Source organism: Amycolatopsis sp. NBC_00355 (assembly GCF_036104975.1).
GTDB lineage: Bacteria > Actinomycetota > Actinomycetes > Mycobacteriales > Pseudonocardiaceae > Amycolatopsis.
The window spans coordinates 4,195,445-4,209,327 of sequence record NZ_CP107982.1; the positions used below are offsets into that span (position 1 = coordinate 4,195,445).

At 70.2% G+C, this 13,883-nt stretch carries 11 protein-coding genes; 6 read left to right on the forward strand and 5 right to left on the reverse strand.

The features are described from left to right. Positions 1–102: 102 nt before the first annotated feature. Together tig and OHS18_RS18450 are read right to left on the reverse strand one after the other, a co-directional pair. The gene (tig, locus tag OHS18_RS18445; protein WP_328450951.1) at positions 103–1,494 is read right to left on the reverse strand and encodes a trigger factor; all 1,392 of its coding nucleotides are present in this window, start codon (positions 1,492–1,494) and stop codon (positions 103–105) included. A 128-nt stretch (positions 1,495–1,622) separates the two neighbouring features. Then, positions 1,623–2,213, reverse strand: coding sequence for a TetR family transcriptional regulator (locus tag OHS18_RS18450; RefSeq protein ID WP_328617873.1), 591 nt, complete (start codon positions 2,211–2,213; stop codon positions 1,623–1,625). Positions 2,214–2,351: 138 nt separating this feature from the next. Here OHS18_RS18450 and OHS18_RS18455 point away from each other — a divergent pair, with 138 nt between their 5' ends. Next, positions 2,352–4,442, forward strand: a complete 2,091-nt coding sequence (locus tag OHS18_RS18455) for a fatty acid desaturase (protein WP_328617874.1) — start codon at positions 2,352–2,354, stop codon at positions 4,440–4,442. Between the two features lie 15 nt (positions 4,443–4,457). Here OHS18_RS18455 and OHS18_RS18460 read toward each other — a convergent pair whose 3' ends face one another. Continuing rightward, complete coding sequence (locus tag OHS18_RS18460) at positions 4,458–5,078, reverse strand: hypothetical protein (RefSeq protein ID WP_328617875.1); 621 nt, start codon at positions 5,076–5,078, stop codon at positions 4,458–4,460. A gap of 190 nt (positions 5,079–5,268) precedes the next feature. Here OHS18_RS18460 and OHS18_RS18465 point away from each other — a divergent pair, with 190 nt between their 5' ends. The 3 genes from OHS18_RS18465 to OHS18_RS18475 all read left to right on the forward strand — a co-directional run bounded on the left by OHS18_RS18465 (position 5,269) and on the right by OHS18_RS18475 (position 9,215). Next, positions 5,269–6,822 (forward strand): sensor histidine kinase, encoded by a 1,554-nt coding sequence (locus OHS18_RS18465; protein ID WP_328617876.1) that lies wholly within the window; start codon positions 5,269–5,271, stop codon positions 6,820–6,822. A gap of 85 nt (positions 6,823–6,907) precedes the next feature. Continuing rightward, positions 6,908–8,758 carry a glycosyltransferase family 39 protein gene (locus OHS18_RS18470; protein ID WP_328617877.1) on the forward strand — a complete coding sequence of 617 codons (1,851 nt, stop codon included), beginning with the start codon at positions 6,908–6,910 and terminating at the stop codon, positions 8,756–8,758. A 262-nt stretch (positions 8,759–9,020) separates the two neighbouring features. Then, positions 9,021–9,215, forward strand: a complete 195-nt coding sequence (locus OHS18_RS18475; RefSeq protein ID WP_328617878.1) for a GNAT family N-acetyltransferase — start codon at positions 9,021–9,023, stop codon at positions 9,213–9,215. A gap of 61 nt (positions 9,216–9,276) precedes the next feature. On the opposite strand, the gene OHS18_RS18480 is transcribed toward OHS18_RS18475, so the two are convergent. Together OHS18_RS18480 and OHS18_RS18485 are read right to left on the reverse strand one after the other, a co-directional pair. Continuing rightward, complete coding sequence (locus OHS18_RS18480) at positions 9,277–9,723, reverse strand: hypothetical protein (protein WP_328617879.1); 447 nt, start codon at positions 9,721–9,723, stop codon at positions 9,277–9,279. 120 nt (positions 9,724–9,843) lie between these two features. Further along, the gene (locus OHS18_RS18485; protein WP_328617880.1) at positions 9,844–10,284 is read right to left on the reverse strand and encodes a hypothetical protein; all 441 of its coding nucleotides are present in this window, start codon (positions 10,282–10,284) and stop codon (positions 9,844–9,846) included. Positions 10,285–10,708: 424 nt separating this feature from the next. Here OHS18_RS18485 and OHS18_RS18490 point away from each other — a divergent pair, with 424 nt between their 5' ends. Then, complete coding sequence (locus tag OHS18_RS18490) at positions 10,709–11,335, forward strand: hypothetical protein (RefSeq protein WP_328617881.1); 627 nt, start codon at positions 10,709–10,711, stop codon at positions 11,333–11,335. 286 nt (positions 11,336–11,621) lie between these two features. Continuing rightward, on the forward strand, positions 11,622–13,871 hold the full coding sequence (locus OHS18_RS18495; RefSeq protein ID WP_328617882.1) for an ATP-binding protein: 2,250 nt from the start codon (positions 11,622–11,624) through the stop codon (positions 13,869–13,871). The last annotated feature ends 12 nt before the right edge of the window (positions 13,872–13,883 follow it).

A 13,883-nucleotide genomic window follows, 5' to 3' on the forward strand; every position in this document is an offset into this window, starting at 1 on the left:
GACGACCGCCGCTGTCGTTTCAGATGCTTGAGATCTTGCAACCGACCCTAACGAACTTGGGCGGTGCAGAATGCCTGACACCGCCCAAGTTCGCTCACAGCTTCACTCCGCGGGAGTCTTCGCCGCCTCGTCGGTGGCCGGCGTCTCCTCGGTTGCGGCATCGGCGGCCGCGTCCTCGGCGCCGAACAGCTCGGAAAGGTCGACCTCGGCACCCGAGCCGTCGGTCACCGCGGCCTTCCGGACCACGGAGGCGAGCGCCTTGCCGCGGCGGACGTCGGCGTAGATCGCGGTCAGCTGGCCGGACTGCTGGGCCCGCTGGACGTACTCGTCCGGGCTGATCCCGAAGCGCTGGGCCTGGTAGATGATCCGCTCGGTCAGCTCGCCGTCGTTGACCGAGACCTCTTCCTTGTCGGCGATGGTGTCCAGCAGCAGCTGCGTGCGGACGGCCTTCTCCGACTCGGTGCGGGTCTCCGTGTCGAACTCTTCGAGCGTGCGGCCTTCGGCCTCGAGAGCCTGGGCGAACTGGGCCTCGTCGTGGTCGAACGGGTGGATCGCGTCGTGCTTGCGGTTCTCGATCTCGGCGTCGAGGACCTTCTCCGGGATCGGCACCTCGGTGCGCTCGAGGAGCTCTTCGAGCACCTTGTCGCGCGCCTGGACGCCCTGCTGCATCTTCTTGACGCGGGCGAGCCGCTCGCGAAGGTCGCTCTTCAGCTCGTCGATCGTGTCGAACTCGCTGGCCATCTGGGCGAACTCGTCGTCGGCCTCCGGCAGCTCGCGCTGCTTGACCGACTGGACCGTCACGGTCACCTCGGCCGCCTTGCCGGCGTGGTCGCCGGCGACGAGCTCGGTGGTGAACGACTTGGTCTCGCCGGCGTTCGCGCCCACGATCGCCTCGTCGATGCCGTCCACGAGCTGGCCGGAGCCGATCTCGTAGGACAGGCCGCTGGTGGCGGCCTCCTCGACGGCCTCGCCGTCGACGGTCGCGGCCAGATCGATCGAGACGAAGTCGCCGGTCTCGGCCGGGCGTTCGACGCCGGTCAGCGTGCCGAAGCGGGCGCGCAGCTCGTCGAGCTGTTCGTCGACCTCCGCGTCGGTCAGCTCGACGTCGTCGACCGTGACCACGAAGCCTTCGAGGTCCGGCAGCTCGATCTCCGGGCGCACGTCCACCTCGGCGGTGAACTCGAGGACGTCGCGGTCCTCGAGCTTCGTGACGTCGAACTCCGGGTTCCCGAGCGTGCGGACTTCGTTCTCGCGGACCGCCTCGATGTACTTGGCCGGGATGGCCTCGTTGACGACCTCGTCGAGCACCGGGCCACGCCCGATCCGGCTTTCCAGGACGCGAGCGGGCGCCTTGCCGGGCCGGAAGCCCGGGATGCGCACCTGCTGGGCGATCTTGCGGTAGGCGCGGTCGAAGTTCGGCTTGAGCTCGTCGAACGGCACCTCGACATTGATCTTGACTCGCGTCGGGCTGAGCTGCTCGACGGTGCTCTTCAAGGTCTTCTCCTCGAGCGGTAACGATTGTGTGGACAATCCAGCGGAAATGGTCCCGGTCACCTGTCAGACCGGGACGTCCGAGTCTAGGCCAGTGGCCCACGCCACCGGGGCGGGGGCCACCTGCGGCGTCACGCGCCCAGCATCCGGCCGATCACCCAGCGCATCTGGCCGCTCGCGTGCTCGGCCGAGCCGCTGGGCTGCACCAGGTGGGAAAGCAGCAACCGCACGAACGCCTCGACCGCGACCGTCCACTCCGACGCCGTCAGCGGAGCCTCGGGGTAACAGCGCGAGAACAGCTCCGCGACGGTGTCGACGGCCCGGCCGAGGACCGCCTCGGGCCGCGAGGTGAGCAGCGGGAGGAAGTCGTCGCGGCCGCCCTGCCGGCCGCCGAGCGCGATTTCCAGCAGCGGGTTGCCGCGGGCGGCTTCGAGGGTCTCGCGGAACGCGGCGGTGACGCCGTCGACCGCCCGGCCGGGGTACGCGGCGACGATCTCGGTGACGTGGCCGGCGAACCGGTCGGTCTCGCGCAGCACCAGGGCCTCGGCGAGCTCGGCCTTGGACCCGAGTTCGTTGTAGACGGTCTGCCTGCTGACGCCGGCGTGCGCGGCCAGCTTGCCCATGGTGACCCCGGCCCAGCCGTCCGCGGTGGTGAGCCCGGCCGCCGCGGCCAGCAGCCGGTCCCGGGTACTGGCCGGGTCGGTGTGGGTGACGGCGTTCACAAGGCGATCTTAGCGACCGGTTCCGGTTCCCTGGCCGACGCCTTTTTTCGAAGCGTGCGGCGACGTTTACAAACGCCGGCGGGTTGTCTACGGTGACACCCGCCTAACCAGGAGCTTCTCGACCGAGGAGACCGCGCGATGTCCGTCGTCGACACCCCGACGCGGGGCTCTCTGGAGCCCGCACCCGGACAGCCCTCCCCCCGCGCGGTCCCCGTTCCCCGGCTCCCGCTGCCCGCCGTCTCGGTGCCCGCGGTGCTGCTGTTCGCCGGCACCCTCGCGGTCTGGGCGGCGTCGACCTGGCTGCTTTTGGCCGGGCTGGTCCCGGCAGTCGTGACCGTGGTGCTGAACACCGCCGTCACCTTCGCGGTGTACACGGTGGTGCACGAGTCGGCGCACCACTCGGCCGGGAAACTCACCTGGGTCAACGAAACGCTCGGCCGGCTGGCCGTCCTGTTCGTCGCGGCGTACGCGTCGTTCCCGTCGCTGCGGTACGTCCACGGTGAACACCACCGCCACACGAACGCGTCGTTCCGCGCGGATCCCGACGCCTGGACGTCGCGGGGTCCGGCGTGGCTGCTGCCGCTGCGCTGGCTGACCCTCGACGTCTCGTACGCGCGCTGCTACGTCTCGCGGCTGCGGACCCGGCCGTCGCACGAGCTGGCCGAGACGCTGGTGGTGCTGTCCGTGGCGGTGTTCGCCGGGGTCGCGCTGGTCGCCTCCGGTCACGGCCTGGACCTGCTGCTGGTGTACCTGCTGCCGCAACGGCTCGGGCTGGGCCTGCTCGCCTGGGCGTTCGGCTGGCTGCCGCACCACGGGCTGCCCGCCGCGGGGCCGCTCGGCCGCTTCGGCACCACCCGCGTGCGCGTCGGCCTCGACCGGCTGATGACCCCGGTGCTGCTGGCCCAGAACCTGCACCTGGTGCACCACCTGCACCCGGCCGTCCCGTTCCACCGCTACCGCCGGGTCTGGCTCGACAACCGCGAGGCGTACCTGGCCCGCGACGTCCCGATCAGCACGGCGTGGGGCCGCGACCTGACGACGGCGGAGTACCGGGCGGCGGAGGGCCTCACCGGCGGGCCGGACGACGCCGTGCCCGTGCCGGCCCCGCCGCCGCTGGGACCGAGCCGGTTCCACCGGCTGCGCGTCGCCGACGTGCGCCCGCTGACCGCCGACGCCGTCGCGGTGCGCTTCGACGTCCCGCCGGACCTGGCCGCGGAGTACCGCTTCACGCCCGGGCAGCACGTCGCCGTGCGCGCGGTGCTCGACGGGCAGCCGGTGCGGCGGACGTACTCGATCTGCGCGCCGGCCGATTCGGGCGAGCTGCGGATCGTGGTGAAGAAGCGCGCGGGCGGCGCGTTCTCCGGCTTCGCGACCACGGCCCTGGCGGCCGGTCAGTTCCTCGACGTACTCCCGCCTTCGGGCGGTTTCACGCTCGTCCCGGACCCGGCGCGCACCGCGCACTACGTCGCGCTGGCGGCGGGCAGCGGCATCACGCCGGTGCTGTCCATCCTGGTGAGCGCGTTGCGGATGGAGCCGCACAGCCGGGCGACGTTGTTGTACGTCAACACTTCCGGCGCGACGACGCTGTTCGCCGACGAGCTGACGGCGCTCGCGGACGGGTTCGGCGGGCGGCTGCACGTCGTCCACTACCGCACCGACGAGCGCGACCCGGACCTGCACACGCACCGCCCGGCCCGGACGTTCGACACCCTCGGCGAGGCGCTGGCCATCTCCCACGAGCGGTACCAGCGCGGGCGCCTCGACGGCACGCGGCTGCGCGCGCTGCTGCAGAACCGGCTCCACCCGGCGAAGGTCGACGAGTGGTTCCTGTGCGGCCCACGGGGGCTGACCGACCTCGCGCGGCGGACGCTCGCCGACGCGGACGTCCCGGAGGAGAACGTCCACTTCGAACTCTTCCGCGGCGCGGCACCCCTGCGCGACCCGGCCGGCTTCCCGGCCGAGGTGGCGGTGAAGCTGGGCGCCACGACGACCCGGATCGCCGCGCGGGCCGGGGAAACGGTGCTCGACGCGGCACTGCGGGCCGGGTTCGAGGTGCCGTACTCGTGCACCGGCGGCGCGTGCGGCACCTGCCGGGCCACGCTCCTGCACGGCCAGGTCGAGATGGACGTCCGCTACGCCCTCACGGAGGACGACGTCGCGGCGGGCCGGATCCTGACGTGCCGCGCCCGCGCGACGACCCCGGAGGTCGCGGTCGACTACGACCGCTGACCCCCGGGACGCGCGTCAGCCCGTGGGCGGCTGCCCCTGTTGACCCTGCCCCTGTTGTCCCTGGCCCTGCTGCCCTTGTCCCGTGCCGGTCGTGCCTTCGGTCACCGCCGTCGCCGTGGTGCCCGACTCCGTGGCCACCACCGTGACCGTGTCGCCGGACGCCACCCCCGTCGCCTGGGCGGCGGTGATCGTGTACGTCTTGGAGAAGCCGTCGTCGCTCCGGGCGGTCAGCGACGTCGCGCTCAGGGCCGTCACCTTGCCGGTCTGCATGATCTTCGTGACGTAGCCACCGTTCCCGTCGGAGGAGACGTACTCGCCGTGCAGCGCCGAACCCAGCGCGCCGGCGCCACCGGGGCCGCCCTGCGTCCCACCCGGGCCGCCCTGCATCCCGCCCGGTCCGGCGGTGTCGCCGGTCGCGGCGGACGACGAGGCGGCCCAGATCGCCGCTCCCCCGCCGGCCACGATCACCAGCGCGACGGCGCCCGCGGCGACCTTCTTGCCCGTCGGCCAAGGGGGACGCGCGGGGCCGGGCGCGCCGCCCCAGCCGGCGTCCGGCCCGGCGGGCGGGGTGGGCGTGGCACCCCACGCCGGGTCCGATGTGGACGGTGTCTGCTGCGGGGCCTGCGGTGCGGTCATGGTGTTACTCCTTCACGGAATGCGTTGCTGCGACCCACGGTCCGGCCTCTCGCTGTGTGCGCACTGTGCTGACCGTCAGCCGTTCCTGTGACCGGAGGAACCGGACATCCCGGCCCCGGGGCGATCACCGCACAGCCGCCTCACAGGCAGCACACAACCCGCGCACACGGCCGCGGCGGACGCTGAAGCCATGGCCGCGCGTACCCTCACGCCCCGCCCCCACCGGTCCGGCCGGCCGGGGCGCCTTTCGCTGCGCGCGAAACTGACCGGCTCGATGGTCGTGCTGCTCACCGTCGTGTGCCTGATCGTCGGGGTCGTCAGCGAGTTCGCGCTCGACGTGTTCCTCACCCGCCAGGTGGACCAGCAGCTGACGGCCGCGGCCACCCGCTCGCAGGTCTTCGCGAGCAACGCCGGGAGGCAGAACGGCCTGCCGCCGCCCCAGGACCAGGGCACCGGCGAGCACCCGCTCGGGCAGAACGTCGGCACGGTCAGCGGCACCTTCGCCGGGACGTCGCTGGTGCACGACGACAGCATTTCCGAGCACGGGGACCGGTTGCACCTGTCCGCGGCCCAGCAGGCCGTGCTGCTGTCCGTGCCCGCGGACGGCAAGCCGCACACGGTGTCCTTCGACGACCTCGGCGAATACCGGCTGATGGCCCTGCCGGTCACCGGGTCGGCCGAGGTCGTCGTCACCGGCCTGCCGATGAAGCCGGTCACCGACACGCTGCTCACCGTCGGGCTCATCCTCTTCGGCGTCGCCGCCGCGGGCGTGCTGGGCGCGGCGTTCCTCGGCGCGTTCGCGGTCCGCCGCACGCTGCGGCCGCTCGAGCGCGTCGCGGCCACCGCCGGGCGCGTCACCGAGCTGCCGCTCGACCGCGGCCAGGTGGCGCTGTCCATCCGCGTCCCGGAGTCCGAAACCGACCCGCGGACCGAGGTCGGCCAGGTCGGCTCGGCGCTGAACCTGATGCTCGGGCACGTCGCGCAGGCGCTCGAAGCGCGGCACGACAGCGAGCTGCGCGTCCGGCAGTTCGTCGCCGACGCCAGTCACGAGCTGCGCACCCCGCTGGCGGCGATCCGCGGCTACGCCGAGCTGGCCGCCCGCGGCAGCTCTCTGGTCCCGCCGGACGTCGCGCACTCGATGACCCGGATCCAGTCCGAAGCCGTCCGGATGACGACCCTCGTCGAAGACCTGCTGCTGCTCGCCCGCCTCGACGCCGGCCGCCCGCTGGACGTGCGCGAGGTCGACCTCACCCGGCTCGTCGCGGACGCCGTCGGCGACGCGCGGGTCGCCGGGCGCGACCACCGGTGGCAGCTCGCGCTGCCGCCCGACCCGGTGCTCGTGCACGGCGACGTCCAGCGCCTGCACCAGGTGCTGGCGAACCTGCTGGCCAACGCCCGCACGCACACCCCGCCCGGCACCACGGTGACGACCGCGCTCGCCCGCTCCGCTGACGGCAGCGCCGTCGTGACGGTGACCGACGACGGCCCCGGCATCGACCCGGACCTGCTCCCGGACGTCTTCGAGCGGTTCGCCCGCGGCGACTCCTCGCGCTCGCGCCACGCCGGCAGCACCGGGCTCGGGCTGGCGATCGCGTCCGCCGTCGTGCTCGCCCACCACGGCTCGATCGAGGTGCACAGCCGCCCCGGCCGGACGGAGTTCGCGGTGCGCCTGCCCGTGGCCGTCCCCGCACAGCGCGTGCACAGCATCGGCACAACCCGGCCCCAGCTGGGCACCGGAAGCTGATCCCATGACCGCTGTGACGTCCGGGGGCTCCGCCACCCGTAGCCCCCGAGAAGAAGCCGGTGTCGCGTCGCGCGAAACCGCCGCCGTGACCCCTTCGCCGCCCGCTCGCCGGAGCTGGCACCGGCCCGCGCTGGCCGTCCTCCTGCTGGCGACGGCCGTGCTGTACCTGTGGGGACTCGGCGCGTCCGGCTGGGCCAACGCCTTCTACTCGGCGGCCGCGCAGGCGGGATCACAGAGCTGGAAAGCGTTGTTCTTCGGGTCGAGCGACGCGGCGAACGCGATCACCGTCGACAAGACCCCGGCGGCTCTGTGGGTGCTGGGGCTCTCGACGCGGGTGTTCGGCGTGAGCGCGTGGAGCGTCCTGGTGCCGCAGGCGCTGATGGGCATCGGCTCGGTCTGGCTGCTGTACGCCACGGTGAAGCGGACGTCCGGCCCGGCCGCGGGCCTGGTCGCCGGGCTGGTGCTGGCGCTGACCCCGGCGGCGGCGCTGATGTTCCGGTTCAACAACCCGGACGCGCTGCTGGTGCTGCTGCTCATCGCGGCCGCGTACTGCGTCGTCCGCGCGATCGAGAAGGCGGGCCCGGGCTGGCTGGCCCTGGCCGGCGTCGCGGTCGGTTTCGGCTTCCTGGCGAAGATGCTGCAGGCGTTCCTGGTGCTGCCCGCGTTCGCGGTGGCGTACCTGGTGGCCGCGCCGGTGTCGCTCGGCAAGCGGCTGCTGCACCTGCTGGGCGCACTGGGCGCGACGGTGGTCGCGGCGGGCTGGTACCTGGTGGTCGTCGCCCTGTGGCCGGCGGCCGGCCGGCCGTTCATCGGCGGCTCGCAGACGAACTCGCTGTGGGAGCTGGTCTTCGGCTACAACGGCTTCGGCCGCATCACGGGTGACGAGGTGGGCAGCGTCGGTGGGGGCGGCGGTGGCGGCTGGGGCTCGACGGGCCTGACTCGCCTTTTCGGCAGCGAGATGGCGGGCGGCATCGCCTGGCTGATCCCGGCGGCGCTGCTGGCGCTGGGCGCGGGCCTGTGGTTCACCCGCCGCGCGCCGCGCACGGACCGCTCCCGGGCGGCGCTGATCGTCTGGGGCGGCTGGTTCCTGGTGACGGCCCTGGTGTTCAGCTACATGGGCGGCATCATCCACCCGTACTACACGGTCGCCCTGGCCCCGGCGATCGCCGGGCTGGTCGGCACGGCGGCGGTCCAGCTGTGGCGCCTGCGGTCGGGGCCCTCGGCGTCAGGCCTGCTCAGCGGCGGTGTGGCACTGACGGTGGTCACGTCGTACCTGTTGCTGTCGGGATCGACGTGGCAGCCGTGGCTGGCCCCCACCGTGTTGATCGGCGGGCTCTTGGCCGCGGTAGGGCTGTTCTTCGCGGCGCACCTGACCCGCTGGGCTGCTTCTTTGGTGGCCGCGTTGGCCTTGGTCGTGCTCCTTTCCGGCTCGGGGGCGTACACGCTGGCAACAGCGGCAACGACCCACAGCGGGGCGATCCCGTCTGCTGGTCCTTCGTCAGGCTTCGGTGGGGGCGGTCCGGGCGGCTTCGGCGGCCCTGGTGGCCCGGGCGGCTTTGGCGGCGGCCCGGGGTCTCTTCTGTCGACCACACTCCCGGGCGCCGAGTTGACGGCGTTGCTTCAGCAGGACGCGTCTCGCTACACCTGGACGGCAGCCACAGTGCTGTCGAACGCGGCGGCGGGCTACCAACTGGCGAGCGGTGCCCCGGTGATGGCCGTAGGTGGCTTCAACGGCACTGATCCCTACCCCACTCTGGAGCAGTTCCAGCAGTACGTGGCGAGCGGTCAGATCCACTATTTCCTCGGCGAGGGCATGACGATGCAAGGGAGCAGCGGCTCGGACGCGGCCCAGCAGATCGCCGACTGGGTAGCGTCGAAGTACGAAGCAACCACCGTCGACGGGGTCACGGTCTACGACCTCACCATGGCCACTTGAGGCAAGGACCGACGAAAGCAGGGTGAGGGCCAGATGACCGAGCTTCTTGTCAGGCAAGCACACTCCGCAGACCTGGAATCGTTCGCCGGTGTCTTTGGTGGCGACGGACTCCTCGCCGACCACTTCGCGCGGCAGCGACAGAGCCGTGGTGTGCTGTTCCCTGGCGTGGCTGGACGGCGTCCCCCGCCGGCCGCGCTAACGTGTGGCTCGAAGAGGCAGTTGAGCCCCGATCCGCCGGCACCTCCCCGGCATCGCGCTGATCATGCACCTGAAGGTCGCCTGCGAGCTTCGCAACCTTGGCATCGGCCAGGCGCTGATCGGCGCGGTGGAGGGGCACCTGGTCCAGGTGGGTCACCACCGCGTCACTGTGGTGGTCCGGACGGACAACGCGGACGCGGGCCGGCTGTACCGGCGGCTCGGCTACCAGGACTGGGGCCACGGGTCGGTCGTCTGCTAAGCACAACAAATCTTGCCGGACGGCTCCGTGCGCGACGAGGCCGAGCACTGTCACGTGCTGATCAGGGACCTCGTGCCAGCCACGCCCGCACCGCGGACCGAGTTGCGGCCGATCGGGGCACCACCCGCGCTCTGATCCGGCCGTCGGCAGCCGACTGCACGATGTGATCGATCCGCAAGGTGGCGAGCGCGTCTTCGATGCCCTGGCCGTCGCCATGGTCACGACGAAGTTCGCGGATGTGCTTGTGCCAGCGCACGCAGTCGGCCTGCCAGGCCTCGAGGTACACCGCGCACAGTTCCGGCGTGATGAGGTAGCCGCGGCCGATCGAGGCTTTGAGCGCAGCGACCATCCGCGCGCGCTGCCTTGGCTCGATCGCCGATCGGTCCACCCGCTCGATGACCGCGCCGATGAGCCGCCGTCGCGCGGCCAGGAACTCCGTCCAGTACGCCTGGTCGGCGTCGGCCAGGCAACGACCGTCGTCCAGCAGCGCGAACACGCCTTCGGCCAAGGTGTCACCCAGTTCCTCGCCTCGGGCACGGCCAGGGTCGTGGTAGGGGTCGTAGTTGTACTGGAACGCGGTGCCGGTGATCGCCGACGGCCGGATCCGCAGCCCGTCGAGCAGGAAGAATCAGTCCTCGTTGTGGATGTTCGGGACGAAGGACGAGAACGCAGCTTCACCGACCATCAGCGCACCACCGCCGATGAACACGTCCTGTGCGGCACCGACGTCGCGCAGCGCGTGGCAGACCACCGAGTTGTCCGGCATGCCCGCATTGGCCAACCCGACGACGGGGTAGCGGTCGATCGCGATCACGTCCGAGGGCTCGGGCAGGAGGATGTCGTCATCCAGGAACATGATCTGTTTCCAACCGGCGAGAATTGCCAGCAATAAACCGAGATTGGGCTTGAGACTGGTGTCGACCGGCCAGTGGAACCGGGTGGCGCGGAGGAGCTTGTCCGTGGCGAATCCGGGTACGACACCGTAGGGCATCAAGTCGATGTCGATGGCCAGCGTCCGGACTTCGGCACGTTTCGCAGCCAACGCCGCCTGCGGCGCACTGCTCCGCATACTGCACATCAGGACCAGCCAAGCATCGTGTTCCCTGGCCGCCTCTATCGCTTGCCGCAGATATGCCGCTGGGCACGATGACCGCATCCACTTTTCCCGGCGAGCCGTGACTGTTCGGAACGCGATGCAGCAGGCCCAGGTGAGACTGGTGCTGACGCGCGGTCACGGCGCCTCGGGCCATTCGTGAAGCCGGTCCTCTTCGATCGTCCAATCAGGAGTCCTCCCATGCCCCTGAATCACCAGCACTTTGCTGACAATACAGAGTTCCTCGGCGTCGCCGAACGCTTCCGCGCGTACTCGTTGTTCCGATCCTGGAATCTGGGTCCGTCAGCGCCCTGACCGCGCTCAGCGTTCCTCGTCTGTACATACCATTGCATATGGTCACGGTGCGCTCTCGATTGAACGGGCTTACCCCGCGATGGAAGTGCGCGACGTCCTCGAGCGGGCGACCGCCGGAATCGACGGTCGGTTCGAACGGTTTTGTGCAGTCGTGCTCTCCGATCCGCTCGATCACGTCGCGGGTGACGACGTTCCAGTCGACGCCCCCGAGCAGAACAAGATGACTTGCGTAATCTTCCGGCGACAGCTCTTCGCTGGCGTGGAAGCTCACCCGGTTACCAGGGTTGCACGCCCGGATGTGCCCGTACAGCTCGATCAGAGCGTCCGGATCCGCGTAGGTGTGGAGCGACACGAAGTCGGCGCTCTCGTGTCCGCACACGGCAAGTTCGCCCGCAGCTCTCGAGGCAGCGGCGCGCAGACGATAATGATGTCGTGGTCCTGGGGGAACGTCCAGAGGTTGTTGGGCGCGGACCGCGCCGCAGCGGGCTCGATGCCGCCACGCAGGAGTAGCAGCTCGTCCAGCAGGTCATTGCGCGTGCCGCGCTCTTCGTCCGTCAGCTTCTCCAGGGCTAGGACACGCAGAGACCGATCGTCCAGAGAGCGACGCGTCGCGAACAAGGTCGCAAAGCGCTCGAGCCGGCGGACCGGCGGGCGCACGGGCTTCTCGGCGTTCTCCCACGACGAGATCAGCGAGACGCTGAGCGGCTGGTGATCGCCGAGCGCATCGGCGGAGCTGCGCCTGAGTGAGCCGCATGTCAGGCCAATGTTCCTCGCGCAGCGCCTTGAGCCGACGGGCGAGCTCGAGCGGTGCGGCTAGCGACACGGCTTCGCCGCCTTTCAGTCGGAAATTCCCGGAGTCCACGCCACGGATCTGAATCTTTCCCAGCCACCCCTTCGGGCTCTTGTTATCACGATTCCCGGCACCAAGAATAGCAATTGACGGTGTCTTCCCCAGCGAAGCGCACATCCGCGAGTGACACAGGCAAGGGAAGGACGACGTGGCGAGGGACGACGCCGACCGGGCCAACGAAATGTCGGGGATGGCCGGCACCGTGGTCCAGGCCGGATCGATCGCTGGGGGCGTCCACCTGCATCCGACGCAACCCGCGTCGCAGTCGCTACCGCACGAGCTTCCTCCGGACGTGCACGCGTTCACCGACCGGGTCGAGCAGCTCGAGCAACTCGACTTGCTCCTCGCCGCTTCCGACCAGCCGACGCCGACGGCGGCTGTCGTGATCTCCGCGGTGTCGGGCACGCCCGGCGTAGGAAAAACCGCGTTCGCCATACACTGGGCACACCGGGTCAGCGAGCGGTTCCCCGACGGGCAGCTCTACGTGAATCTTCGTGGATTCGGACCACACACTCCGGTTTCGGCCGCGGACGCCCTGGCCGGTTTCCTTCGCTCGCTGGGAGTACCCAGCGAGGACCTGCCACTCGACGTCGACGAGCGCGCCGCACGGTTCCGCAGCCTGCTCGCCGGCCGGCGCATCCTGATCGTGCTGGACAACGCGGCCGGCCCCGAACAGGTCCGGCCGCTGCTACCGGGCACCTCGTCCTGCGTCGTCCTGGTGACGAGCCGCAGCGTGCTGCAGGGGCTGGTGTCCCGAGACGGCGCACGCCGTGTCAACCTCGACTTACTTCCTCCCGAACAGGCGATCGACTTGCTGCGGATGCTGATCGGCGCACGGGTGGACGCCGAACCCGACGCGGTGGCGACGCTCGTGCAGGAATGCGGCCGGCTTCCGCTCGCGTTGCGGATCGCAGCCGACCTGGCGGAGATGAACCCGGAAGCGACGCTCGCCGAGCTTGCCGGCGACCTCGAAAACGAGCAAGAACGACTGGCTGCCCTCGACCCAGGAGACGATCCGGTCACCGCCGTGCGTGCTGTGTTCTCCTGGTCGTATCGGAACCTGCCGGCCGAGCAGGCGCGGGCATTCCGCCTGCTCGGCCTTCATCCCGGGCGTGATTTCGAGCCGGTGAGCGCGGCTGTTCTCTTCGGTACGACTTCGCTGCGGGCGCGGCGGCTGCTCGACTCGCTGGTTCGGTCGCACCTGGTCGAGCGCACGCGGACGGGCCGATACCAGATGCACGACTTGATCAGGGTCTACGCTGCCGACCTCGCCAAGAACGAGGAGTCGGCAGGTGAGCAGGAAGCCGTCCGACGCCGACTCTTCGATTTCTTCCTTGCCACGGCTTCAGTCGCCATGGACATCCTTTACCCACAGGAAAGCGATCGTCGCCCCCGCGTTCCTACCGAAGGCGCCGCACCGTTGGCCGACGACACGCAAGCGGTGCAGTGGCTGGAGGCCGAACGAGCCGCGCTCCTGGCCATGGCTGCGCACACCTCGCACAGCAGCTGGGCCATCTTCACGGTCGCCTTGTCCACGATCCTCTACCGGTTCTTGGACAGCCACGGTCACTTCGAGGACGCCGTCACCCTGCACACCGCCGCGATGGCGGCGGGTCAGGAACGTGACGAGCCGGTCGCAGTCGGCCGGGCCCTGCACAACCTCGGAAGCGTGTATCAGCGCCTCGGCCGCTACCAGGAAGCCGTCGCTTACCTGGAGCAGTCTCTGGCATCGACGAGGCAAGTCGGCCAGCCGATGGTGGAAGCTTTTGCGCTCAGCGACCTCGGTCTGGTTTTCACGCTGCTCGGCCGTTATGACGCCGCACTCGCGCACCTGTCCACGGCTTTGCAGCTGTTCGAGCGAGAAGGTGATCGGACCGGATCCGGTCAAGCTCTGAACAACATGGGACTTGTCCTGATCCGGCTGGGCAGGTTCGACGAGGCCGTCGGCCACATCCAGCAAGCACTGACCGTGTTCCGCGAGACGAACGACGGGCCTCGAGAGGGATATGCACTCAATGACGTGGGCATGGCGCTTCAGCGCCTCGGGCGCTTCAGCGAAGCGCACGATCATCACAATGAGGCATTGACTTTCGCCAAGGGAACGGGTGATCGAGCGTTGGTGGCCGCAGCACTCAACGGACTCGGAAACACCAGCCGACAGCTCGCGCGCACGGATCTTGTGCTCGATCTCCACGAGGAAGCGCTTGAAATCGCCCAGGGAATCGGTGATCGATACGAAGAAGCTCAGGCGTGCGAAGGTGTCGCGTCGTTGTATCAACTGAACGGAAACATAGACTCGGCGCGCACCTATTGGCTACGGGCGCGAGTCATCTACGCCGATCTCGGGGCGCCCGAGGTCGAAGAGGTCGATCAGCACGTGCGTGAACTCGAGAGCTAGTCGCCAGTGAGG

What these genes read in the sequence shown, in the direction of transcription:
- OHS18_RS18475 (WP_328617878.1), top strand. Translation starts at nt 9,021, where the DNA reads ATGCACCTGAAGGTCGCCTGCGAGCTTCGCAACCTTGGCATCGGCCAG.
- OHS18_RS18465 (WP_328617876.1), top strand. Translation starts at nt 5,269, where the DNA reads ATGGCCGCGCGTACCCTCACGCCCCGCCCCCACCGGTCCGGCCGGCCG.
- OHS18_RS18460 (WP_328617875.1), bottom strand. Translation starts at nt 5,078, where the DNA reads ATGACCGCACCGCAGGCCCCGCAGCAGACACCGTCCACATCGGACCCG.
- OHS18_RS18455 (WP_328617874.1), top strand. Translation starts at nt 2,352, where the DNA reads ATGTCCGTCGTCGACACCCCGACGCGGGGCTCTCTGGAGCCCGCACCC.
- OHS18_RS18485 (WP_328617880.1), bottom strand. Translation starts at nt 10,284, where the DNA reads ATGCGGAGCAGTGCGCCGCAGGCGGCGTTGGCTGCGAAACGTGCCGAA.